Origin of the sequence: Roseburia intestinalis L1-82, from assembly GCF_900537995.1 — a bacterium.
Lineage (GTDB): Bacteria > Bacillota > Clostridia > Lachnospirales > Lachnospiraceae > Roseburia > Roseburia intestinalis.
The window spans coordinates 3,389,836-3,412,957 of the sequence record NZ_LR027880.1 but is presented as its reverse complement, the minus strand read 5'-3'; the positions used below and the strand labels follow the sequence as shown (position 1 = coordinate 3,412,957).

Below are 23,122 nucleotides of genomic sequence, written 5' to 3'. Positions count from 1 at the left end.
TAATATGGTACAGCCGGATGTGTTGCAGTTTTCACAAAAATAATTTGAAAACGCTTATTTTGCTGACTTTTTGGGGAAAATAATGGTATAGTAAAAATACTGGGTGGAGAATTACCTGTATGTTATCGTTTAAAATGGAAACTGGAGAAAGGAGAATCAGAAGAATGTTTGAAATCGGAGAATATGTTGTGTGTGGCGCGAAAGGTGTCTGTCAGATCAGGGATATTACCCATATTGATATGTCGGGAGCAGACAAAGAGAAGCTGTATTACGTTTTAGCCCCGGTCGGAGATAAGAATGGGACTATTTATGTTCCGACGGACAGTGAAAAGATTATAATGCGCAGAACGATTTCAAAAGAAGAGGCAGAGAGGCTGATTGACGAATTACCGCAGATTGAACTTCTGTGGGTGCCGGATGACAAACAGCGTGAGGAAACATACAAAGAGGCACTCCGTACCTGTGATTATCATGCATGGGTGAGCATTGTAAAGACTTTGTATCAGCGGAAAAAAGAGCGGTTGGCACAGGGAAAGAAAGCAACTGCAGTGGATGAACGCTATATGAAAGCGGCCGAAAATGGACTGTATGGTGAGTTGTCGCTGACACTTGGAGTACCGAGGGAAAAGATGGAAGATTATATCAGAGAGAGACTTTCGTAAGGAAGGGATTTGACCGGATAGTGAGTGTACAGACAGACGGATCGTCAGAAAAAAAGGTGGGCAGCTGGCAGAAATTTGATCCTGGGATCAATTCTGGAAGCTGTCCACCTTTTTTAGAAGGGATTGTTATGTAACTGTCAGATCGTCGTGTTCACGCCGTTAACGGCAGCATGTTCATCCTCGTCCATCGGGATGACAAGGCATTTTCTGCCATCGATGACCTGGGAGTGGATCTGGTCGACTTTTTCCGGTTTGACACGCAGAATGACGTCGTAGGTCTTGACTGCCGGGACGTCATCCCCGTCAGATTCTTCTACCGGAAGAGTGCGTGTTTCTTCTAACTGCTGTTTCAAATTTTCAACCTGCTGTACCAACTCTAATTTTTCTTTGCGTCTGGCATTTGCCTCCACCAGTTTCGGATCTACTAAATGTTCTGCGACCGGGACTTCTTCTCCAAATACATTTTCATAGGTCTGTTCGATCACAGCTGCCTGTTCTTCGGTCACACCGCTCTCTGCGAGTACGGAAGAGATTGTGCTCTTTGTGACAGGAACCGGTTCCGGTTCTGGTTCATCTTCTAAAGCAACCGGGATCAGGTCATTTAAGTTGTCCTGGATATCCATGAAAATGGCATCGCTTTCGTCATCATCTTCCCCGATGACTTCTTTTACAATGCTCTGGAACGTAAGTTTCTGTTCGGTAGCTGTAAATTTAGAGCCACAGCCAAGACCGGATTCCATAAATTCGGAGTGCGGTGTCTTGGTGTCTCTGGTGTAAAACATGACAGAGTGGATATCAGTGCTCCGGTCGGTAAAAGCAGGGAAAACAAATCCGGTGTCCGGAGCTCCAACGACCCAGTCGCGGATACGCGGTCCGATACGGTTTTCATCCTCACGGTAGCCAAGTCCCGGTTTGGTCAGGTTGACCGGGCAGATCGCGCAGAGCAGATACTCGTAAACTTCCTCGGACTCGTCTAATTTATTATTATCAGAAGTTTTTGTCATAACGTCGTAGGCATCGTGGAATACAAGGATCAGATAGTTTCCGACATAGTCGTAGCTGTCAATGACAAGATCATAAAATGCATCCATCAGATCATCATTTTTTAAGGCACTCTCGCGCAGTCCCATCAAAAACTGCTGTCTGCCGCCGGCAGCTTCCTCCGCAGTCGGAAATTCCAGCTCTAAAAGGTTATTTCCAATCGTACCGGACATTATTTTTTTTGCAATCTCTAAGTATTTGTAAAATTCCTCATCTTCCAGATTTAAAAATGTCTCCCCGAAAGAAGTTACCTTATTGTGGTCGGCATCCACATAGCAGCCGCACAGTCTTGTAAAAGTGCAGGCATCTTTCTTAAAACGCCGTTTTAATTCTAAAATATCTTTTTTGTTCATAAATCTATATCTCCGTTTCTGAGGGGATGCCATACAAAAGATAGCGCAGGCTGTTTCATGTCCCCGTAATCTGCAGGAAATATTATAACGAAATTTTAAAACCGGTGCAAGGGGTTATGATTTCCCGTCACGGACAACGGCGTGCTCCATTAACCAGTCACACCATACTGCGTAGTATTTTCCGAGGGGATGCGCATTATCATTGCTGTACTGTGTGCCGAGATTGCCGTTTGCATCGTCAAAAAGTTCATTGATGTCCAGATAATAAATGGTCCGTTGATCGGCTAATGTCGAAATTTTTTGATTAAAGGCGTTGATATTGGCATTATTGAATGTCTTATCCGAGTCTGAGCGCTGTGCAGTCACATGAAGATTTGCTTCAACATAAATGATCGCATCCGGCTGCATGGTTTGCAGAAAATTTACAAACGACGCATATTTTTCAAATGTCTGTGTGACATCGTAGCCAAGTTCATTAATGCCGAGCATCAGATATATTTTATGATAGGTATGGCTGGCTAAAAGATCAGAGATACTGACCTTTCCGATACCGTCCACCATAATTTTTTTGTTTTCCAGATCATAGATACTGAGACCCGAATCACAATAAAAGGTGGCATTGCCCAACGTACCATATTCTTTTAATCCGACAGTGCGGGAATCACCGATCATTAAAGCGTCATCGAAATAATCTGCATCAACAGTGGTCATTTCTGTCATCGGAACTTCTGTGTCCGGGATATCCTGCCGGTCTGTATTGTCAGATGGCGTACCGGAAGTGTCCGATGGTGTCGTGGTGTCCTGTTTTTGTGCGGCGGAGATAGAAGACACGGACAAGGACGTATTTTTGGCTGCATTTATGTTTAACGTTACATATAAGTAAATGAGTGGAATCAGAAGGCAGCTTATCAAAAAGAAAAAATAAAACAATATGGCAGATATTTTTTTTCGCATAGTGTTCCTTCGTTAAAATCTGAAATATAAAAATGGGTCATTAGAGCCAACGTAAATACAGTAAACAGAAGCCCAGAAAATTGCCAGATAGACAAAAATTTCTGGCACAGAGCCCCTGATTTTTTTTAAAAAGCGGACCGGAAACCTTGTAGAAAAAAGGAAGCCGGCAGGGATGATAAAGCGGAAATCATTTAAATTTTTCCAGAAATCATTCACATAAATAATGGCATCATCGGCGGAAAAAAATGGAAATAATTTCCGGGTGTAGACTTCGATACTGCCGGGATCACTGATTCCAAAGAGCATCCACGACAATGGGATCAGAACTGCCATATAAAGATGTCCGGCCAGCGCGTATCGGTCCGTCAATTTTTTCAACAGCAGTTTTTCTGTCAATACAATGACGAACAGGGAAAATCCCCACAGAATAAAATGAAATTCTGTGCCATGCCAGATTCCGGTAAGTATCCACACGACAAGCAGGTTGCGGATCCATTTGCAGGTACCTGTGCGGTTGCCGCCAAGTGGAATATAGATGTAGGTCTGAAACCATTGTCCAAGTGTAATATGCCAGCGCCGCCAGAATTCTGTCATGCTTGTGGAGAGATAGGGGTGCATAAAGTTTATGGGAAGCTTAAAACCAAGCATTCTGCCCAGACCTGCTGCCATCAGGGAATAACCATAAAAATCAAAGTAAATCTGGAAAGAATATGCGTAGATTCCAAGCCATGCAAGCGGCGTGGAGATACTTTCATATCCGATCGTGCCAACATTTGCCCACAGACTGCCAAACTGATTCGCCAGAATCGCTTTTAAGCCAAGTCCCCGGATAAAAAGTTTCATACCCTCCGCCAGATTTTCGGGCAGAAAGCGTCTTGCGCTGTGAAGCTGCCTGCGCAGCATCTCATACGGGGTAATTGGTCCGGAAATTAATTTTGGGAACATGCTGATGTAAGTACCGAATGTCACAAAATCCCGTTCCGGTAAAATACGTCCGTAATAGATATCAAAAAGATATGCAGTCAGCTGGAACGTATAAAAACTGATTCCGAGCGGCAGAGATAAATGTCTGGAATATTTAAACAAAAACAACCATAAAAAATCGAAAAAAATAACTTTTGTCAAAAAGAGTTTCTTTTTTCTTGGATTGTGTATCTGATAAAGGCAGATTCCGAACACATAATTGAGATAGGTCAGAACCATTAACAGAAACAGTGCATATGGCTGTTTGATCACTCCGGCTGCATAAAACAGGATGCTCCCTGCAAAGAGCGTACTGTTTCTGAAAGCAGCAGGTGTGACATAATAGGCAAACAGAAATAATGGCAAAAAAATAAAAATAAAGTTGAGACTGCTAAATACCATGCCAGGATCCTTTACTGCATAGACATTTCTTATTTTAAAATATCGGCGATCACATCGTGCGGGATCGTAAATTCCACAACACCCATAGACATCGGACCGACATCGCCCTCGTTGAAGCTGATGACGAGATTTCCGTCAGCATTAATATAGAAGGAAGTGTCATCGTTAATGGAGGTAAAGTTCCATTCAGGAACTTCCGTATCATCCAGCCAGTAGGAGACATTTTCATCGGCATCCATCTGCCCGCGCATCTGGGATTTGATGTTTTCACTGATCGGAGTGATATAGTCAGATCCCTCTTTAAAAAGATCTTTTAACGCAAGGCGTTCCCCGGTCTTTAAATCAATCGTGTAATAATAATCCATCTCATAACCGCTTCCGGCAGCCTGATAACACATTAGTTTTAAGGTAAAATAGTCGTCAGTTGTGTTGATGACCTCATGTTTGATCATGATATCCTGATAACCTTCGTTGTTCATGTTCTGTTTGAACTCTGCGATCAGGCTGTCGCTGATCTTTTCAATCTCCGCATTGATCTCATCGGTTGATTTCTTTAAATTTTCCCCAACCGGGTCTTCCGTTGTTTTTTCAGTGGAAGCGACAGTTTCCGGTACCAGTTGTGGAACATTGACATCGGCGTTGTTTCTGTCGCTGCTGTACTGGTAATCGCGGAATGTGACGACCTCGATCAAATTTCCAAGCAGTGGGATCTGTTCCATCGCATAGGCGACACTCGGTGAAGTATTTGGCAGGATGACAAACGCTGCGATCGCTGCGGCAGCGCCAACCCAGATTCTTGTGATAATGGTTTTATTGTGTTTGTTCTTCTTCTCGGCTTTCGCCTGATGCATTTTTTCTTTCATTTTTATGACCTCTTTTTCAGGCATTTGCGAGGTGTCATAGGATTTTTTTAATTCATAAAAATCATTGGTGTTCATTCGGTTACCTCCATTTTCAGTTTTAACTTCTGCATACTGCGGTACAGACGGCTTTTTATGGTATTGACATTTTCATTTAAGACGCGGGCGATATCTTCGATTTTTAAGTCCTCGAAATACCGAAGTTCCACGATCGCCTTATCCTCCGGGGACAAAGAATCGAGCGCAGTTCTAAGATCTAAGTCCTGATACTGGTCCGGTTTTCCCTCTGCGATCAGTGAATCCTCGTAAGAAATGGTATCCGGCCGCTTTAAATGATGAAAAATCTCATTTAACATGATGCGGTAAATCCAGGTCGCCGCATATTCCGGCTGCCTTAGGGAAGCACTGTTTTTGATCGCCAGATAAGCACCGTTTTGTACGATGTCACTGGCATCGTCGGGATTATGTACATAGCTGTATGCAAGATGATAGTAGCGGTTGTAATTCTCAAGCAGCAATCGTTCGATGAGATCATCATTAGATTCTGCTGTATGTTTTTTTTCTTTTCCGGAAAAGAATTTCAAGATCAGATCCTCCTTTGCAAATATTTGATTCTTTCGAATCATCTGACTATTAGATATAGCATAGCCACAAAAAGTTTCAAAATCAATGCAAAACATCAAAAAGGTATGGTATAATGTGCGTAAGCATTGAGCAGTGCCAACGAAGTGAACAATAAAAAATGACTGCTTGCAGGCACTTTTTTATTGTTTGCTTCGTTGATAGGGCGAAAGCCCGTCAGTCCGGAAAATCTCTGATTTTTCGGACATGCACTGCGGACTGGAGTGCAGCCAAATGATAAAAAAATGACTGCTTGCAGGCACTTTTTTATTGTTTGCTTCGTTGATAGGGCGAAAGCCCGTCAGTCCGGAAAATCTCTGATTTTTCGGACGTGCACTGCGGACTGAAGTGCAGCAAGAATTAAAAATGGAGACAAAAACAATGGACATAAGATTTGCAACAATAAATGATATAGATGCGATCACAGAGTTGGAAAGACAGTGTTTTCCACCGGAAGAAGCAGCAGAAAAGGATTCTTTTGAAAAACGCCTGACCGTATTCCCGAATCATTTCTGGTTACTGGAGGATTCCGGGAAACTGGCAAGCATGATCAATGGAATGACGACAGATATTCCAATCCTGCGGGATGAGATGTTTGAGGATGCCACAATGCACTGTGAAGAGGGACAGTGGCAGATGATCTTTGGAGTGGCAACGCTGCCGGAGTATCAGAAAATGGGATGTGCGTCGAAACTCATGGAGCGCGTGATCGCGGATGTCAAAGAGCAGGAACGAAAAGGGATCGTTTTAACGTGTAAAGAGAGTCTTATTCCATTTTATGAGAGATTTGGTTTTGTAAATGAAGGAAAGTCCATGTCAAAGCACGGGGGAGCCGTGTGGTATGATATGCGGCTGGTATTTGAAGAATTGTAGGGAAAAGGAATTATTATAATATGAAGAAACACAGATTGCCATACATGGTTGCAGGGGCAGTATTGTTTGCTGCACTTTTTACCGGATGTACCAATGAGCGCTTAGAAGATGAACTGGATTTCCGCAAGATTGGGATTAACAGTATGCAGTCCGGTGATTATGAAGGTGCAGTGGCTGCTTTTAACAGCGCACTATCCCAGTGTGTGGGGAAGATTACAGATACAGAACTCGACATCTGCTATTATAAGGCGGCAGCACAGTATGCCGGTGGAGATATAGAGGGAGCTCTTGCTACTTATCAGGCGATGATCGATTATGATGAGGAAAACGGCAACGCATATTATCTGCATGGATGTCTGAGTCTAAAGCAGCAGGATACGGATACGGCAAAAAAAGATTTTGCCAATGCTGTCAAATATAACCCGGATGATTATGAACTGTATGTTGGGATTTATGAGAACCTTGCCGGTAATAATATGACTGAGGAAGGGGAAGAGTATTTAAACAAAGCGTTTGATATCAAGGGAAATTCCGCAGAAAATCTTACCTGGCGCGGCAGGATTTATTATCTGCTCGGACAATATGATAATGCAGTCAAAGAGTTAGAAGGAGCAGTCAAAAAGGACAGTGCCAAAGCAAACCTTTACCTTGCACAGGTCTATGAAGCGGAAGAAGATTCTGCAAATGCGGAAAAATATTATCAGGCATATGTCGACAGTGGTACGGCGGACTCTGTGGCAATGAATGCGCTTGCCGAGATCCAGATGGAAAAAGGCAACTATGAAGCGGCGTTAGAGGATATCAGACAGGGACTTGCGATGGATAATGTCACAAATCAGCAGGAACTTTTGTCAAATCAGATCATTGCTTATGAGTACAGCGGTGATTTTTCATCTGCGTGGGATGTCGTTCAGCAGTACGTTTCCCTTTATCCGGATGATGAGGCGGCGCAGAGAGAATATATCTTTTTAAAGAACCGCCAGAATACGGATGCGGGCAGCGATACAGAAAGTACGGATTCTTCAGATGAAGGGCAAAACTCTACGGGAAATAGTTCCACGGACGATAGCTCTGCACAAAGTGATACCACGAATGATAGTTCTACAGGAGACAGTTCTGCGGAGAATCGTTCAGCACAGAGTGATTCGACAGGGGATAATACTGCGGGAGACAGTTCTTCACAGGATACAGGAAATTAGAATTAGAGACAGCAAGGGAGGAACACATGCCAGAACCCATTAAAATAGAAGAAGTAAAAGAGCGTGTCATTTTAGTCGGTGTCAGCGAACAGGATGGTGACGATGCGGAAGATTCCGTCGCAGAATTAGCAGAACTTGTAAAGACAGCAGGAGCAGTTACCGTCGGCACGCTGATCCAGAAACGTGAACTGATCCATCCGGGCACCTATGTTGGAACCGGAAAAGTGCAGGAAATCGCCGACATGATCGCGGAACTAGGTGCGACCGGTATCGTCTGTGATGATGAGTTATCGCCGGCACAGCTCAAAAACTTAGAGCAGATGTTAGATACAAAAGTCATGGACCGGACGCTGATCATTCTTGATATTTTTGCAGCGCGGGCAACGACAAGCGAGGGAAAGATCCAGGTCGAGCTGGCGCAGTTAAAATACAGACTAAGCCGTCTGACCGGTCTCGGGCGTTCCATGTCAAGACTTGGCGGTGGTATCGGAACCAGAGGCCCCGGTGAGAAAAAGTTGGAGATGGACAGGCGTCTGATCAAAGACCGTATTGCGCAGTTGAACCGTGAATTAAAAGAAGTGAGGAAACACCGTGAGATCACGCGCGCCCAGAGGGAAAAGAAACAGATTCCTGTGGCTGCGATCGTCGGATACACCAATGCGGGAAAATCAACACTTTTAAACCACTTAACGGGAGCGGGAGTGTTAGAGGAAGATAAGCTGTTTGCAACTTTAGATCCGACAACGCGTGTCTTAGAACTGCCGGGCAGACAGGAAATTCTTCTGACGGACACGGTCGGTTTTATCCGGAAACTGCCGCATCATCTGATCGAAGCATTTAAGAGTACCTTAGAGGAAGCCAAATATGCAGATTATATCGTGCATGTGGTGGATGCGTCCAATCCACAACGGGACAAGCAGATGCACATTGTGTATGATACACTCTATCAGCTCGATATCAGGGAAAAAACGGTTATTACCCTATTTAATAAGCAGGATCAGGTCACAGATGAGGAGCCGATCCGTGATTTTAAGGCAGATTATACATTGGCGGTTTCCGCAAAAAAGGGAACAGGATTAGAGGAGTTGAAAGAACTTTTCTGTACGTTGCTGCGGGATAATAAAATATTAGTGGAGCGTACAATCTCTTATCAGGAGGCTGGAATTTTACAGCAGATCAGAAAGAGTGGAGAACTTTTAGAGGAAGAGTACCGGCCGGAGGGCATTTTTATCCGCGCCTATGTCACGCCGGAAATCTATGGCAGTTTATAGAGGCTTTGTGTTTACGAAGATTTTTGCATATGGTACACTGATATAAAATTTGACAGAATACAGACAAAATTTTGCACAGAAGCGATGAAAGCGTGCTTCGGAATGGAGAAATTATGACAATATTAATTCAAAATGGACAGGTGATCAATCCTGCCACAGGGATGAATGAAGTTGCAGATGTATTGGTGGAAAATGGTGTTGTTTCTAAGATTGAAAAAGGGATCAAAGAGAAAGCAGACCGGAAGATCAATGCGAAGGGATGTTTTGTCATGCCGGGATTTATTGACATGCATGTGCATCTGCGTGATCCGGGATTTGAGGAAAAAGAAACGATCGAAACAGGCTGTCGGGCAGCAGCACACGGTGGATATACAACGATTCTTGCAATGCCGAACACCAAACCGGTTGTTGACAATCCGGATGTTGTAAATTATGTGCATAATAAGGCAAAAACGGTCGGACTTGTAAATGTATTACAGGTGGGTGCCGTGACAAAAAATCAGGAAGGAAAAGAACTTGCGGATATTGAGGGAATGGTAAAGGCTGGAATCCCTGCAATCAGTGAGGACGGAAAATCCGTCATGAATGCCCAGCTATACCGCGAGGCGATGGAAAAAGCTGCAAAATTGGGCATTGTGGTACTTGCACATTGTGAGGATAAAAATCTTGTCAATGGCGGTGTCATGAATGAGGATGAGCATGCAAGAGAACTTGGATTAAAGGGAATCACCAATTCCGTAGAAGATATCATTGTTGCAAGAGATATCATGCTAAGCCACGACACCGGGGCAAAACTTCATTTATGTCATTGCTCAACGGAAGATTCCGTCATGATGGTCGATCTTGCAAAGCAGAAGAATGTAAAAGTTACCGCAGAAGTATGTCCGCATCATTTTACACTGACTTCGGATGATATACGCAAGATCGCACCGGAAATGGATGTGGAAAAGAATGTGATTGCTGCGGATGCGGATGCAGATACTAATTTTAAGATGAACCCGCCGCTTCGTACTAAAAAAGACGTGGAGGCACTAAGAGTGGGACTTCGTGACAATATTATGGATGTGATTTCTACCGATCATGCACCGCATACATTTGCAGATAAAAATACCTCCATGAAGAATGCGCCGTTTGGAATCGTCGGACTTGAAACCGCAGCATGCTTAACCTATACAGAACTGGTACTTGGCGGTTATCTGACACCGATGCAGATGGCAGAAAAAATGAGTTATAATCCGGCGAAGATCGTCGGACTTGACAAGGGCGATATCGCTCCTGGAAAGACAGCAGATATCGTGATCTTTGATCCGAATGAAACTTATAAGATCGATAAAAACAAATTTGCAAGCAAGGGAAGAAATACCCCGTTTGACGGAAGAACGGTGACCGGAAAAGTAAAAATGACGATCGTTGGCGGTCATATCGTATATGAGGAATAAAAAAGCGGGTAGATAAAAGGAGAAAATTCATGCAGACAAAGGGCACAAAATTTGAGGAAACTGCGATCATCATCCGGCAGGAAGAAATCGCGGACGATATTTACAGTATGTGGCTGCGCACAGAGCACATCGCAGCACATGCAAAAGCAGGACAGTTTGTTTCTGTCTACTGCAATGAGGGAAGCAGACTGCTTCCAAGACCGATCAGCATCTGTGAGATCGACAGAAAGGACGGTGCGATCCGTCTGGTATACCGTGTGGCAGGAAAGGGAACCGCAGAATTTTCCGGCATGCGCACCGGTATGCAGTTAAAAGTGGTAGGACCGCTTGGAAATGGATTCCCACAGAAAAACAAAAAGGCATTTCTGATCGGTGGAGGAATCGGAATCCCGCCAATGTTAGAACTTGCCAAAGAGTTAGACTGCGAGAAACAGATCGTGCTTGGATTCCGGGATGAGCTTTTCCTGCTGGAAGATTTCCGTAACCGCGGACAGATCTATATTGCAACGGAGGATGGCAGTGCCGGAACAGAGGGAAATGTACTTGATGCGATCCGTGAGAACGGACTGGATGCAGACATCATTTATGCCTGTGGACCAACCCCGATGCTGCGTGCAATCAAAGAATATGCCGCAGAGCAGAACATCGAGTGCTGGATTTCCATGGAAGAGCGCATGGCATGCGGTATCGGAGCCTGTCTTGCCTGCGTGTGCAAGTCAAAAGAAAAAGATGCACACAGCAATGTAAAAAATAAGAGAATCTGTAAAGAGGGACCGGTATTTCTTGCACAGGAGGTAGAATTCTGATGAACATGAAAGTAGATTTATGTGGAGTGACATTAAATAATCCGGTCATGACTGCGTCCGGAACGTTTGGCGCCGGGGAAGAATATTCGGAGTTTGTGGATTTAAACCGTCTTGGTGCTGTTGTGACAAAGGGTGTTGCCAATGTACCGTGGGAAGGAAATCCGACACCGCGTGTGGCTGAGGTATACGGGGGCATGTTAAATGCGATCGGACTTCAGAATCCGGGTATTGATCTTTTCATTGAGCGCGATATTCCTTTCTTAAAGAAATATGATACCAGAATTGTGGTCAATGTATGTGGACATACAACGTCGGAATACATAGAAGTTGTGGACAGACTTGCAGACCAGCCGGTCGATCTTTTAGAGATCAATATTTCCTGTCCGAATGTAAAAGAGGGCGGAATTGCCTTTGGACAGAATCCAAAGATGGTTGAAGATATCACAAGAGAGATCAAGGCGCATGCAAAACAGCCTGTCATCATGAAACTTTCACCGAATGTAACAGACATCACGGAGATGGCGCGTGCGGCAGAAGCCGGCGGTGCGGACGGTTTATCGTTGATCAACACGCTGACAGGAATGAAGATCGATATCCACAGACGCACGTTTGCACTGGCAAACAGAACGGGCGGCATGTCAGGTCCTGCCGTGCATCCGGTTGCAGTGCGCATGGTATATCAGACCGCACAGGCGGTAAATATCCCGATCGTTGGTATGGGCGGGATCATGAATGCAGATGATGCGATCGAGATGATCCTTGCGGGAGCAACGGCAGTGTCTGTCGGAACAGCAAACTTTACCAATCCACAGGTAACCATGGAGATTGTTGACGGAATCCGCGATTATATGGAGCGTTATCAGGTAAAAGATATCAAAGAACTCGTAGGCGCAGTACACGATAGATAAATCACAGGGGAATGTAAGTTATGAAAATATTAAAAAAAATCATTTGTATCTGTCTCGTTGCAATCCTGGCAGCAGGGCTTTTTCCCGGTGCACAGACAGAGGTTTATGCAGCTGGAAAACCGGTACAGTTAGTATCCTGTAAAGTAAATTCAGTTGGAAGCAAGGTAACGGTAAAAGCAAAAGTTGCCGGAATACAGAAAGGAATGGGAAAAAAACTTTACCTGTTTTCGGTAGATGCCAATGTGAAAGAAAATGCAAAACTTGCCGGAAAACCGGTGGCTTCCGCTAACTTTAAAAAAGGTACTGTCACATTTTCTGTAAAATATAAGAGCAGCATGCTTTGCCAGAAATTTGTGGCTGCATACAAAAAAGGAAAAAAATATATAGCAGTCAGTGGTGCACAGTATATTACAAATCCGGAGGCACTGGCATCCTACACCGGTACCGGTGTTAAGACAACGTCTAAAAAAGGACTGCAGCCGGACTGGGCAGATCACACGTCGGTAAAGAAACTCCGTACGCAGCATGTTGTCTTAAACTGGTCGATCGAAGAAATTTTAAATAAAGACTGCGGAAATAAAGAGGTGTATAAATACCGCGGGAAAAAATATACATTTGACAGGGATCGTGTAAACTGGCTGCAGGATCAGGTGCGTCAGTATATTGACGATGGATCCAAAGTATATGTGATCCTGCTTCTTGGCAAAGACGCAAAAGGCCAGGCGGGCAAAATGAGTTATGGCGGTGGAAAAATATTCTCTTCCATTAAGACAACATCAGCAGCAGGATGCCGTACCTGGGAAGCATTTATGAGTTACATGGCAGAGAAATTTGGCAATGAACAGCATTTGGTGTCCGGATGGATCTTAGGAAATGAGGTTGACAGTCCTTATGACTGGAACTATGCGGGCGGAAAAAGCTTAAGTGCGTATATGGATGATTATGCGCGGGCATTCCGCATTGCATATAATGCTACAAAGAGTGTCAGCAGCCATTCAAAGGTATATATCAGCCTTGATTATAACTGGAATCAGGATGTCGATGGAGGCGGGAACAGCTTTTTCTCGACGAAGAATACACTGGACACATTTTATTCGAAACTGAAAGCGCAGGGTAAGATCTGTCCAAACATTGCATATCATGCATATTCACAGGGTCTTGTGGAGCCAAAATTCTGGGATGACTCTTTAGCAGGCAGTGGTGTGGATTCCAGGATCATTACCATGAAAAATATTTCTGTCCTGACGGAATATGTAAAAAAGAAGATCGGCAAAGATGCAACGATCATGCTTGCAGAGCAGGCGTTCAATTCGACACAGGGAGAAGAACTGCAGGCAGCAACATATGCGTATGCTTACTATATCAGCGAAGGCAATAAGATGATCGAATCCTTTATCTATGCGAGAGATACCGAACCGCAGTCGGATGTGGATCAGGGCTTTTACTGGGGACTTCGCGATATCAATGGCAGAGAGCGTAAAATATATAATACATTTAAAGTGATCGATTCAAAGGAGTCTTTGGATAAGACGAAGAATCTTCTCTCCTATACAGACTTAAGTTCATGGACACAGATTCCTGGAATTAAAAAGTCTACTTTTAAAAATAACCGTTCCATCAAAAACAAATGGCCGCTAGTACAGTCAACCAGCCTGTATGTGTGTCTTGCGGATGATAACTGGCAGAGAGAGACAACTTATGTCTACGACGGAAAGAAACATAAACCTGCAGTAACGGTAAAACGTAATTATACCGGAAAGACGGTTCCGAAAAAGAATTATTCCGTAAAATATCTGACAGACTGCAGGAGTATCGGAGTGCATCGTATTCAGATTAAATTAAAAGGTGATTTCCGCGGAACGATCATCCGGGAGTTTACGATCGCACCGCAGAATGCAATGCTGAATGATCTGGTGATGACGTCAAATTCTGCTACGGTAAGCTGGAATGTACCAAAGAAGACCAAAGAGCAGATTACCGGTTATATGATCCAGTATACGGATGGAGAAGGTGGTTTTTATTCGACACCGGAAAAAGATATCCATCTGATCAAGATCAAAAACAGCAATAAATTAAAATATACGATCAAGGGACTTACCAAGGGCAAACGCTATTTTGTAAGAATAACGACCTATAAAACAGTTATGGTAGATGGCAAACCAAAAGATATCATTGCCGGATGGGGATATGATGATATCAAATATGATTATGCCACAGATCCGGTCGTGCCGGAACCGGATACAGAAGAGGATACCTTAGAATAAGCGATTGAGGTAATGTGAAATACGATGCCGGAATTAAGATTTATAATAGCAGACAGACTCCCGGAGCGGGAACTGGATTATTTAAAACAGAATATCAGACCGGAACCGGATCTGAAACTGGTGGTAACAGGGAAAAATAATGCCAATCGCAGAGCAGAGTTTTCTCTGTTCCCGCCAGAAGAAAGTGTGCTCATCTCTACAGATGGGCACATTATTTCTAATATGGATCAGCTTGGAATGGCAACGCTGGGATATATCGGACCGGGCGGAGCAGAGAATGAGAGCACAGGAGAAGTACCGGACGATGTGATTACAGAAATTGGTAGTCAGAACGTGAATTGTAATGACAGCACAGATGAAGTGACGGAGGGAATCGAAGAACAGGGAATGCAGGCTGCGGTTATGTTAATCGAAGGTCTTGAGGAAGTGGATGAAACGTTTCTGCTTCGTGCGTATGAACGTAAACATGGTATTCCGTGGACGATCGTCACGACAGAACGCTGCATCGTGCGGGAGATCACGCTGGATGATTTAGACGGCCTGTTTGCACTGTATGCCGGGGAGGGAATGACGGAATATTTAGACCCGCTGTATGAATACGAAAAGGAAAAAGAGTATCAGCGGTCGTATATTAACTATATGTACCGCCTTTATGGGTACGGCATGTGGGTCGTGATCGAAAAGGCGACGGGAAAACTGATCGGGCGGGTCGGGATCGAGAATCGTGAGGCGTGTGACGGTGAGCCGGAACTTGGATATATGATCGACGTATCGTATCAGAGAAAAGGATATGCAACAGAGGTCTGTCTTGCTGTGATCGGTTACGCATGGAATTTTCTTGAATTCGATAAATTAAACTGTCTGATCCAGAAAGAAAATAAAGCATCGGAATGTCTGGCAGAAAAACTGGGATTTATGTTCCGGGAGGAAATGGATCTGGACGGAAAATGCATGAAACGCTATACCATAAGCAAAAGCGGGGCATGATATCATCAATAAACGTTGCATTTTCCATAAAAATAAAATATAATATAAACTACTAAAAAAGGGATAAAGTGGGTGAGGCACATGGCGGATTTTTCATCAGAATCACTGGATCTGCAAAAAAAAGTAAAAGAAGAGGACGATAACATCAAGCCGATGAAAGAGTTTGAGAGTCCGGAAAAACTATATGACGAACTGATCGCCAGCGTGCGAAAGTATCATCCATCGACAGATATATCGCTGATCGAGAAAGCATATCATGTTGCGAGGGATGCACATGAGGGACAGGCAAGAAAGTCCGGCGAGCCATATATCATCCATCCATTGTGTGTTGCGATTATTTTAGCAGAGTTAGAGCTGGATAAGGAGACGATCGTTGCAGGACTTTTACATGATGTTGTGGAAGATACTGTTATGACGGATGAACAGATTGCACAGGAGTTTGGAGATGAGGTTGCTCTTCTGGTAGATGGTGTTACCAAATTAGGACAGCTCTCTTATGATGCGGATAAAGTGGAGGTTCAGGCAGAGAATCTTCGTAAGATGTTCCTTGCAATGGCAAAGGATATCCGTGTTATCCTGATCAAGCTTGCGGATCGTCTTCACAATATGCGTACGCTCAAATACATGACACCTGAGAAGCAGAAGGAAAAAGCGCGTGAAACGATGGATATTTACGCACCAATCGCACAGCGTCTTGGTATTTCCAAGATCAAGATCGAGCTGGACGATCTCTCACTCAAATATTTAGAGCCGGATGCCTATTATGATCTGGTACATCAGATCGCACAGCGCAAGAGTGTCAGGGACGAATATGTACAGAAACTGGTGGAAGAAGTGCGTCAGCACATCAAAGATGCAGGAATTCCTGCACAGGTTGACGGACGTGCAAAACATTTCTTCAGTATTTACAAAAAAATGGTCAATCAGCACAAGACATTAGACCAGATTTATGATCTGTTTGCCATCCGCATCATCGTGGATTCCGTCAAGGACTGTTATGCAGCACTCGGTGTGATTCATGAGATGTATAAGCCGATTCCGGGACGGTTTAAAGACTACATTGCGATGCCTAAGCCGAACATGTACCAGTCACTCCATACGACTCTGATCGGACCGACCGGTCAGCCGTTTGAGATACAGATCCGTACCTTTGAGATGCATCGTACGGCTGAATATGGTATCGCTGCCCATTGGAAGTACAAAGAGGCAAGTAACAATGGCGGTGTGTCACAGCCAATGACCGTTACCGAAGAGGAAAAGCTGAGCTGGCTCCGTCAGATCTTAGAGTGGCAGCGCGACATGTCAGATAATAAAGAGTTCATGAGCCTGCTAAAGAGAGATCTTGACCTGTTTTCCGATACGGTATTCTGTTTTACACCGACCGGAGATGTCAAGAATCTTCCGACCGGTTCCACGCCGATCGACTTTGCTTACAGTATTCATTCCGCGGTCGGCAATAAGATGATCGGTGCAAAAGTCAACGGAAAACTGGTTCCAATCGACTACATCATCCAGAACGGTGACCGTGTGGAAGTAATCACTTCCCAGAATTCAAAGGGACCGAGCCGTGACTGGTTAAATATTGTAAAAAGCACCCAGGCGAAAAATAAGATCAATCAGTGGTTCCGCAGTGAGTTAAAAGAAGAAAATATTACACACGGCAAGGAACTTTTGATCGCATCGGCAAAATCCAAGGGAATCAATTTCCCGGATATCAATAAGCCGGAATATCAGGAGAAAATTTTAAGAAAATATGGTTTCCATGACTGGAATTCCTGCCTTGCAACGATCGGACATGGTGGTTTAAAAGAAGGTCAGATCGTAAACCGCATGTATGAGGAATACAAAAAAGACCATCTTGCGTGTATCACGGATGATGAAGTGCTTGAGACCATTGCCGAGAATAAAGATAAGGTCGTACAGAAACATTCCAAGAGCGGTATCATTGTAAAAGGACTTTATGATGTGGCAGTGCATTTTTCAAAGTGCTGCAGTCCGGTACCGGGAGACGAGATCGTTGGATTTGTAACCAGAGGCCGAGGTGTTTCCATCCATAGAACAGACTGTATCAACATTATCAATCTGTCTGATATGGAGCGTGAGCGTCTGATCGATGCCGAGTGGCAGCATGATGAAGAGTCCGGCAGCAGTGGCCTGTACCGTGCAGAGATCAAGATCTACGGCAATAACCGAACCGGTCTTCTCGTGGATATCACAAAGATATTTACAGAGCGTGAGATCGATATTGATTCGATTCACTCCAAAACAAGCAAGCAGGGAATTGCAACAATCGATGTATCTTTCAGCACGAAGGGCAGGGAAGAACTTACAAGCGTTGTGGAGAGACTGCGGCAGATCGAGAGTATCATTGATATAGAGAGAACGACGGGCTAAAAGAACTGGTTGTCAGAAGGTTGTGGGAAACATGAACCGCATCCAGATGGGCAGCCAGTTTTTCTGTAAAGAAAAAGATTTTGTCAGACAGGAAAGGGGAAACTATGGCACCACTGAAAGTAGAACAATATGTAGTTGGTCCGGTACAGACAAACTGTTATTTTGCGATCAACGATGACACAAAAGAAGTACTGGTTATCGATCCGGGGGCAAGTGCAGATCAACTTGCCAAGAAGATTCGTCAGGAAAAGCTGATACCGATCGCAATTTTGCTGACACATGGACATTTTGACCATGCGGGTGGAGCGGAGGAACTTGCAAAACATTTTGATATCAAAATATATGCCGAGGAGCATGAAAAAGAGACCTTAGATACGCCGTCTCTCAATTTAAGCGGCTGGGAAGGTGTACAAAAGACCTATCATGCGGATGTATTTTTGAAGAATGAGCAGGAGATCGACCTTGCCGGTTTTCATATCCGTGTATTCCATACACCGGGACATACGGTGGGTGGCTGCTGCTATTATTTCCCGTATCAGAATGTAGTTTTTTCCGGGGACACCCTCTTTTGCACATCGGTGGGACGCACCGATTTTCCAAAGGGCAGTGCAGCACAGATCATCCGCTCCATTAAGGAGAAACTTCTGCCGCTTCCGGATGAAACGACCGTGTACACCGGACACAATGATATTACAACGATTGGGACAGAGCGGATGTATAATCCGTATCTGTAAGTGAGAGGTTTTGGGATGATAGAAGTTTTATTAAATAAACTGGAATTTGAATATGATATTCATTCTCTGATCAAGGCATTTTTCCCGGAACAGTATGTGGGTGTGTCGGCAGAAAAAAAAGAATATGATGAAAAAATCGATATCCGCATGCAGGTAAACTACGGGGAAGATACGATTCAGATCACATGGCAGGAGATCGTGCATGCAAATGAGGATGCGCAGGCAAATGAAAAACCGGGTCAGGAAGAAGTAAAAGAGATACCGGGTGAGACAATTCAGGTAGATTTTTCGGATCGCGTGCGGACGAAAAATCAGCTGAAGCAGATGCTGTACCGTATGCTCTGTGATTATACGAAACGAACACTTCCATGGGGAAACCTGACCGGAATCCGTCCAACGAAGATTCCTATGAAATTGCTGGAGGAAGGAAAAAGCCGGGAGGAGATCTACCGGTATATGAAGGATACCTATTTGGCTTCCGATGAGAAGATTGAACTTGCAACCGATATTGCAGAACGAGAAAATGCGATCTTAAAGAAAATTGATTATGACAACGGATACAGTCTTTATATCGGAATCCCGTTCTGTCCGACGACCTGCCTGTACTGCTCGTTTACATCATATCCGCTTGTAAGCTGGAAGAACCGTGTGGATGCTTATTTAGATGCACTGGAAAAAGAGATTGATTATACGGCGGCAAAGTTTTATCACAAGCATTTAAATTCCATTTATATCGGTGGCGGAACGCCGACAACATTAGAGCCTTATCAGTTAGACCGTCTGATCCGTAAAATCAAATGTAGTTTTGATTTGTCAGACTGTCTTGAATTTACCGTGGAGGCCGGCAGACCGGACAGTATCACGAGAGAAAAATTAGAGGTGCTGCACAAATGGGGAATCACACGAATTTCCATCAATCCGCAGACCATGCAGCAGAGAACGCTCGACCTGATCGGAAGGCGCCATTCGGTAGAACAGACTGTGGAAAGTTTTAAGATCGCAAGAGAACTTGGATTTGATGATATTAATATGGATCTCATTATGGGACTGCCGGAAGAATCTTTAGAGGACGTACGCGATACATTAGAGCAGATCATGCAGCTAAAGCCGGACAATCTGACCGTTCACTCTCTGGCACTAAAACGCGCGGCGCGCTTAAATATGTTCAAGGAAGACTATAAAGATTATAAGATGGTCAACACGCAGGAACATATGGACCTGACCGCTTCCTATGCGAAGAAGATGGACCTGTTCCCTTATTATCTGTACCGCCAGAAGGGAATGGCGGGAAACCTTGAGAATGTCGGTTATGCGAAAGAAGGAAAAGCGGGAGTTTATAATATTCTGATCATGGAAGAGAAACAGACCATCGTAGCTTGCGGAGCCGGAGCTTCCACAAAACGTGTCTGGACAGAACCAAATCCGGACGGCACTCATCGGATCGAACGATGCGAGAATGTCAAGGATGTCGGGCAGTATATCGAGAGAATTGATGAGATGATTGAGCGGAAGCAGAAACTTTTTGCAGAAGAATAAAAGGGTTTTTCTTCCTGAAATAGTACATCAAATGAGGGTTAGTACATCAAAAAATTACCCAATAATACGGAATAACCTGTGAGATGTATTGAAACAACCTAATAACTGTGCCTGAAAGGACGAATTCATTTTAGAAGATGAGTTCGTCCTTTTCTGTTATAGTCAATTATTTAACACTATATGGTGCGGCAGCAACAGATAGTGTTATGAGCAAGTAGCAAAGCGGATTGCGAATATCCGTTTGACATCAAGGAGGAAAAGAACATGAACAACACAGCGTTAGGAGCAAAAAACACAAAGAAACAGGAAATTGTATTTATCAGTGAAGCACATGAAAAATTCTACTATGAAAAATTAAAAGAGGTGCGGTATCAGGATGTGGGAGTATCCCAAAGTTTGTGTAAACCTCCAAACTGATGTAAGATAAAATTACTCAGTTTGGAGGTTATTTTTATGGCAAGAAGAAAAGACAGCCCACAAAAAGCAGCAATGAGAGAAATGATGCGTGACATGATGTCTGTCCTTTTGGAAGGTGCTTTGGATGAAGAACTGGATGAGGAATTAGGATATTCCAAGTATGATTATCGTAACAAAGAAACAGACAAATTGAGACATGGAGAAGCGGTAAGAATGATTATAAATGGTGAATGTGGAGCGTTTTCTATGAAACTGCTTCAATGCTTTCTGGCTGCTGCTATGCGAAAAGAGTGGGTGCAGAAAGTAGAAACGGATACGGAAGCGTAATAGGATGCAACCTGGGTAATGGGAAAACAGAGAAATAGTATCTTATCATTTTTTTATGAAATTGGATGAGATTCTGCATGTATAATACGATTCTACCATTAAGGGGTGTACTTTTTGGGACAAAATAGATACTATAATTCTGAAAGGGGGAAGTATTTATGGACCTTGTGAAAATCGGAAGCTATATTGCAGAAAAAAGAAAAAAACTTGGTATGACTCAAAAACAGCTTGCTGAGAAACTGGGTAAGAGTGATAAGTCAGTTTCCAAATGGGAACGTGGGATTTGTTTACCAGATGTGTCTGTGTATTTAGAATTATGTGAAATATTAGGCATCAGTCTAAATGAATTTTTGGCAGGTGAAGATATTGAGGTAACTAATGTAGAAAAAAAATCGGAAGATACACTGATACAGATATCAAAAGATAGTAGTCATAAACAGCGTTATTTAAAGAAGATTATTGCTGTACTTCTTATTGCTGTGGGAGTATTTGTTATTACTCTTGGAATCATGGTATGTAATAAATTGCGGCAACCACAAAATTATATAGAAGCAGTAGATCCGGATAGTGTAGAAATGAAAACGGCTGAATTGTTGTCCGGAATTGATGGAACCATGATGTTTCGATACAATTCAAAAGATACATTTCAAGCATTATACGTTTACTTATCAGAATATCATTCTGGAAAACGAGTTTCTCATAAACGAGTTTTGGAACTTTCCTATGAGGACGTGAAATCTGCAAAAAAAGGATTGATTGTCATCACTCCGGATTTTGATAATTTTACTGCAAAGCTTATTGCAGCAGATGAATATTCAAAATATATGACAGAAACGCCAATCTTGGAAGGTGTTGCAAACAGAGAATATTATGGAAGATCTGCGACCTCTATAGAGAACAAAAGCACGATAGAGTACGGAACAGAGCAAGGATTGGCAGCACTGATCTATGGCGAACAAGGAGTGAGTTCGTTGCCGATACAGGACATTACAGGAGAATACATAGATACAGATAATGAGTATATGTATTATTATTCGGCTGAGTTTGTAAAATAAGAATAGCAAAAGTGAGAAGAGGATATTACAAATCATTGTTTTGATAATTCGGTGGTATCCTCTTTGTGGATTTCAGAATTTGTTTCTCAGCTTTCGGTATTCTCTCGGCGAATATCCTTTCAACTTGTGAAAAAGCCGACTGAAATAAAGCTGGTTATCATATCCGACAATCTTAGAAATCTCATTGATGGAATAAGTTGTTGTTTCAAGTAACATCTGAGCATTGTTGATGCGGATTCCCACAATGAATTGCATTGGTGTAGAACCGGTATATTTTTTGAAATTTCGGATAAACCAGCTGACACTCATGCCTCGTGAGGCAGCATAATCATCAATATTGATATTTTGATTGTAGTTTTCACTGAAAAAGGTAACAGCATTATCCATCTCATGATCAAGATATTCATTTTTTAATATGTGCTCTCTTGTCAGTTCCCGGTGGAAACTGATCAGAAGATGACGTAGCAAAAGGACAAGCATTTCCTCATAATTGTCTTGACAGCGTTGGAGCTCGATAATGATACGTTTGAAAATTTGTTCATATTCATTAGATGTACCCACTTGAAAGACACGTTCTTTATCCGGAAACCCATATTGACGTAAGATATTTTTCACATTGCTTCCTGTGAAGTGAATCCAGTATACTTCTGTCTTATCTTCTCCGTAATATTCATATTTTTGGAGTTCTTTCGGTCTGTACAGTACAATGTTGCCGGCTGGAACAATCGTTTCATTATTTACATTATCAAAATGAAAATGCCCACAACCAGCAGTGATATATATAATCTGATAATCCAGACGACCCCTTGGACGGTAGGTCGGAAGTTTGGGATGTCTGGAAAGACGGTAAGTACCACAGCTACCGACAATCAGCGGACGACTTTTGTCTTTGAAATCCATATGTGAGTGGTTCAAATAACCGGTGTTCAAATACATAGGAGGGCACCTCTTTTCGTACTTTTTATCATTGTATCATTTAGTGCATATTTTGTCTAATCCAATTCATAGACATATTTTGCGAATTAGGATAAGCTATATACAGCATAACTAAGGAAC

19 protein-coding genes and 2 pseudogenes are annotated in these 23,122 nt (G+C 43.2%); 15 read left to right on the top strand and 6 right to left on the bottom strand.

The window, feature by feature from the left end; translation table 11 throughout:
• The first annotated feature begins 164 nt into the window (after positions 1-164).
• A complete protein-coding gene (locus tag RIL182_RS16025) occupies positions 165-662 on the top strand; it encodes a CarD family transcriptional regulator (RefSeq protein WP_015559818.1) in 498 nt (165 codons plus the stop codon).
• A gap of 137 nt (positions 663-799) precedes the next feature.
• Here RIL182_RS16025 and RIL182_RS16020 read toward each other — a convergent pair whose 3' ends face one another.
• The 5 genes from RIL182_RS16020 to RIL182_RS16000 form a co-directional block, all read right to left on the bottom strand.
• Positions 800-2,056, bottom strand: a complete 1,257-nt coding sequence (locus tag RIL182_RS16020; protein WP_006855820.1) for a DUF4317 domain-containing protein — start codon at positions 2,054-2,056, stop codon at positions 800-802.
• A gap of 114 nt (positions 2,057-2,170) precedes the next feature.
• Complete coding sequence (locus RIL182_RS16015; protein WP_243128702.1) at positions 2,171-2,968, bottom strand: GDSL-type esterase/lipase family protein; 798 nt, start codon at positions 2,966-2,968, stop codon at positions 2,171-2,173.
• A gap of 54 nt (positions 2,969-3,022) precedes the next feature.
• Positions 3,023-4,375 carry an MBOAT family O-acyltransferase gene (locus tag RIL182_RS16010; RefSeq protein ID WP_006855818.1) on the bottom strand — a complete coding sequence of 451 codons (1,353 nt, stop codon included), beginning with the start codon at positions 4,373-4,375 and terminating at the stop codon, positions 3,023-3,025.
• A gap of 29 nt (positions 4,376-4,404) precedes the next feature.
• Positions 4,405-5,313 (bottom strand): RsiV family protein, encoded by a 909-nt coding sequence (locus RIL182_RS16005; protein ID WP_006855817.1) that lies wholly within the window; start codon positions 5,311-5,313, stop codon positions 4,405-4,407.
• Positions 5,310-5,819 (bottom strand): RNA polymerase sigma factor, encoded by a 510-nt coding sequence (locus RIL182_RS16000; RefSeq protein WP_022112532.1) that lies wholly within the window; start codon positions 5,817-5,819, stop codon positions 5,310-5,312. Before RIL182_RS16000 ends, RIL182_RS16005 begins: the two co-directional genes overlap by 4 nt.
• Positions 5,820-6,237: 418 nt before the next feature.
• Between RIL182_RS16000 and RIL182_RS15995 the strand changes: the two genes are divergently transcribed.
• From RIL182_RS15995 to RIL182_RS15935, 14 genes and pseudogenes are all read left to right on the top strand, one after another.
• Entirely contained in the window at positions 6,238-6,729 is a 492-nt protein-coding gene (locus RIL182_RS15995) for a GNAT family N-acetyltransferase (RefSeq protein WP_044998615.1), read from the top strand.
• A 20-nt stretch (positions 6,730-6,749) separates the two neighbouring features.
• On the top strand, positions 6,750-7,928 hold the full coding sequence (locus RIL182_RS15990; protein ID WP_006855812.1) for a tetratricopeptide repeat protein: 1,179 nt from the start codon (positions 6,750-6,752) through the stop codon (positions 7,926-7,928).
• 26 nt (positions 7,929-7,954) lie between these two features.
• Positions 7,955-9,199: a GTPase HflX gene (hflX, locus tag RIL182_RS15985; protein WP_006855811.1), complete on the top strand. Its 1,245-nt coding sequence runs from the start codon at positions 7,955-7,957 to the stop codon at positions 9,197-9,199.
• A 113-nt stretch (positions 9,200-9,312) separates the two neighbouring features.
• Entirely contained in the window at positions 9,313-10,638 is a 1,326-nt protein-coding gene (locus RIL182_RS15980; protein ID WP_006855810.1) for a dihydroorotase, read from the top strand.
• 29 nt (positions 10,639-10,667) lie between these two features.
• A complete protein-coding gene (locus tag RIL182_RS15975; protein WP_006855809.1) occupies positions 10,668-11,444 on the top strand; it encodes a dihydroorotate dehydrogenase electron transfer subunit in 777 nt (258 codons plus the stop codon).
• Entirely contained in the window at positions 11,444-12,352 is a 909-nt protein-coding gene (locus tag RIL182_RS15970; protein WP_006855808.1) for a dihydroorotate dehydrogenase, read from the top strand. Before RIL182_RS15975 ends, RIL182_RS15970 begins: the two co-directional genes overlap by 1 nt.
• Positions 12,353-12,372: 20 nt before the next feature.
• Positions 12,373-14,616, top strand: a complete 2,244-nt coding sequence (locus RIL182_RS15965) for a DUF5722 domain-containing protein (protein ID WP_006855807.1) — start codon at positions 12,373-12,375, stop codon at positions 14,614-14,616.
• A 24-nt stretch (positions 14,617-14,640) separates the two neighbouring features.
• Positions 14,641-15,603, top strand: a complete 963-nt coding sequence (locus RIL182_RS15960; protein ID WP_006855806.1) for a GNAT family N-acetyltransferase — start codon at positions 14,641-14,643, stop codon at positions 15,601-15,603.
• A gap of 81 nt (positions 15,604-15,684) precedes the next feature.
• Positions 15,685-17,997, top strand: coding sequence for a RelA/SpoT family protein (locus RIL182_RS15955; RefSeq protein ID WP_134523412.1), 2,313 nt, complete (start codon positions 15,685-15,687; stop codon positions 17,995-17,997).
• A gap of 104 nt (positions 17,998-18,101) precedes the next feature.
• Positions 18,102-18,731, top strand: a complete 630-nt coding sequence (locus tag RIL182_RS15950; RefSeq protein WP_006855803.1) for an MBL fold metallo-hydrolase — start codon at positions 18,102-18,104, stop codon at positions 18,729-18,731.
• Between the two features lie 15 nt (positions 18,732-18,746).
• Positions 18,747-20,267, top strand: coding sequence for a coproporphyrinogen dehydrogenase HemZ (hemZ, locus tag RIL182_RS15945; protein ID WP_022112608.1), 1,521 nt, complete (start codon positions 18,747-18,749; stop codon positions 20,265-20,267).
• Between the two features lie 264 nt (positions 20,268-20,531).
• A pseudogene (locus RIL182_RS21375) lies at positions 20,532-20,648 on the top strand (DUF6075 family protein); the annotation flags it as partial.
• A 72-nt stretch (positions 20,649-20,720) separates the two neighbouring features.
• Positions 20,721-20,891: pseudogene (locus RIL182_RS22200) on the top strand (IS256 family transposase); the annotation flags it as partial.
• A 278-nt stretch (positions 20,892-21,169) separates the two neighbouring features.
• Positions 21,170-22,066 carry a helix-turn-helix domain-containing protein gene (locus RIL182_RS15935; RefSeq protein WP_006855799.1) on the top strand — a complete coding sequence of 299 codons (897 nt, stop codon included), beginning with the start codon at positions 21,170-21,172 and terminating at the stop codon, positions 22,064-22,066.
• A 72-nt stretch (positions 22,067-22,138) separates the two neighbouring features.
• On the opposite strand, the gene RIL182_RS15930 is transcribed toward RIL182_RS15935, so the two are convergent.
• Positions 22,139-23,002, bottom strand: a complete 864-nt coding sequence (locus RIL182_RS15930) for an AraC family transcriptional regulator (RefSeq protein WP_015559873.1) — start codon at positions 23,000-23,002, stop codon at positions 22,139-22,141.
• Positions 23,003-23,122 lie beyond the last annotated feature (120 nt).

Coding starts and splice junctions, on each gene's coding strand:
- RIL182_RS16025 (WP_015559818.1), top strand. CDS start 165: ATGTTTGAAATCGGAGAATATGTTGTGTGTGGCGCGAAAGGTGTCTGT.
- RIL182_RS16020 (WP_006855820.1), bottom strand. CDS start 2,056: ATGAACAAAAAAGATATTTTAGAATTAAAACGGCGTTTTAAGAAAGAT.
- RIL182_RS16010 (WP_006855818.1), bottom strand. CDS start 4,375: ATGGTATTTAGCAGTCTCAACTTTATTTTTATTTTTTTGCCATTATTT.
- RIL182_RS16005 (WP_006855817.1), bottom strand. CDS start 5,313: ATGAACACCAATGATTTTTATGAATTAAAAAAATCCTATGACACCTCG.
- RIL182_RS15995 (WP_044998615.1), top strand. CDS start 6,238: ATGGACATAAGATTTGCAACAATAAATGATATAGATGCGATCACAGAG.
- RIL182_RS15990 (WP_006855812.1), top strand. CDS start 6,750: ATGAAGAAACACAGATTGCCATACATGGTTGCAGGGGCAGTATTGTTT.
- hflX (WP_006855811.1), top strand. CDS start 7,955: ATGCCAGAACCCATTAAAATAGAAGAAGTAAAAGAGCGTGTCATTTTA.
- RIL182_RS15980 (WP_006855810.1), top strand. CDS start 9,313: ATGACAATATTAATTCAAAATGGACAGGTGATCAATCCTGCCACAGGG.
- RIL182_RS15975 (WP_006855809.1), top strand. CDS start 10,668: ATGCAGACAAAGGGCACAAAATTTGAGGAAACTGCGATCATCATCCGG.
- RIL182_RS15970 (WP_006855808.1), top strand. CDS start 11,444: ATGAACATGAAAGTAGATTTATGTGGAGTGACATTAAATAATCCGGTC.
- RIL182_RS15965 (WP_006855807.1), top strand. CDS start 12,373: ATGAAAATATTAAAAAAAATCATTTGTATCTGTCTCGTTGCAATCCTG.
- RIL182_RS15960 (WP_006855806.1), top strand. CDS start 14,641: ATGCCGGAATTAAGATTTATAATAGCAGACAGACTCCCGGAGCGGGAA.
- RIL182_RS15955 (WP_134523412.1), top strand. CDS start 15,685: ATGGCGGATTTTTCATCAGAATCACTGGATCTGCAAAAAAAAGTAAAA.
- RIL182_RS15950 (WP_006855803.1), top strand. CDS start 18,102: ATGGCACCACTGAAAGTAGAACAATATGTAGTTGGTCCGGTACAGACA.
- hemZ (WP_022112608.1), top strand. CDS start 18,747: ATGATAGAAGTTTTATTAAATAAACTGGAATTTGAATATGATATTCAT.
- RIL182_RS15935 (WP_006855799.1), top strand. CDS start 21,170: ATGGACCTTGTGAAAATCGGAAGCTATATTGCAGAAAAAAGAAAAAAA.
- RIL182_RS15930 (WP_015559873.1), bottom strand. CDS start 23,002: ATGTATTTGAACACCGGTTATTTGAACCACTCACATATGGATTTCAAA.